Raw genomic sequence first — 221 nt, 5'->3', positions numbered from 1 at the left:
ACGCCTGCCGCGCTGGCCGGGTTCCTGCGGTCGGAGCTGGTGGGCGAGCAGCCCGCAGCCGCGGCGGTGACCGGTCCGGTGGTGGCACTGGATGACGACGCGATCGCGATCGTCGGTATGAACTGCCGCTACCCGGGCGGCGTGGAGTCGCCCGAGGACCTGTGGCGACTGGTGTCCCAGGCCCAGGATGCGATCTCCGGTTTCCCGGCGGGCCGTGGCTG

Annotated in this window: 1 protein-coding gene; it reads left to right on the top strand. The window is 72.9% G+C overall.

The features are described 5' to 3' along the window. A partial coding sequence (locus UK12_RS36095; RefSeq protein WP_045307463.1) for a beta-ketoacyl synthase N-terminal-like domain-containing protein occupies positions 1-221 on the top strand: 221 nt, incomplete at both ends.

The organism is Saccharothrix sp. ST-888 (assembly GCF_000955975.1).
Lineage (GTDB): Bacteria > Actinomycetota > Actinomycetes > Streptomycetales > Streptomycetaceae > Kitasatospora.
The sequence above is the reverse complement of the archived record's forward strand: the minus strand, read 5'-3'. Positions and strand labels throughout refer to the sequence as shown.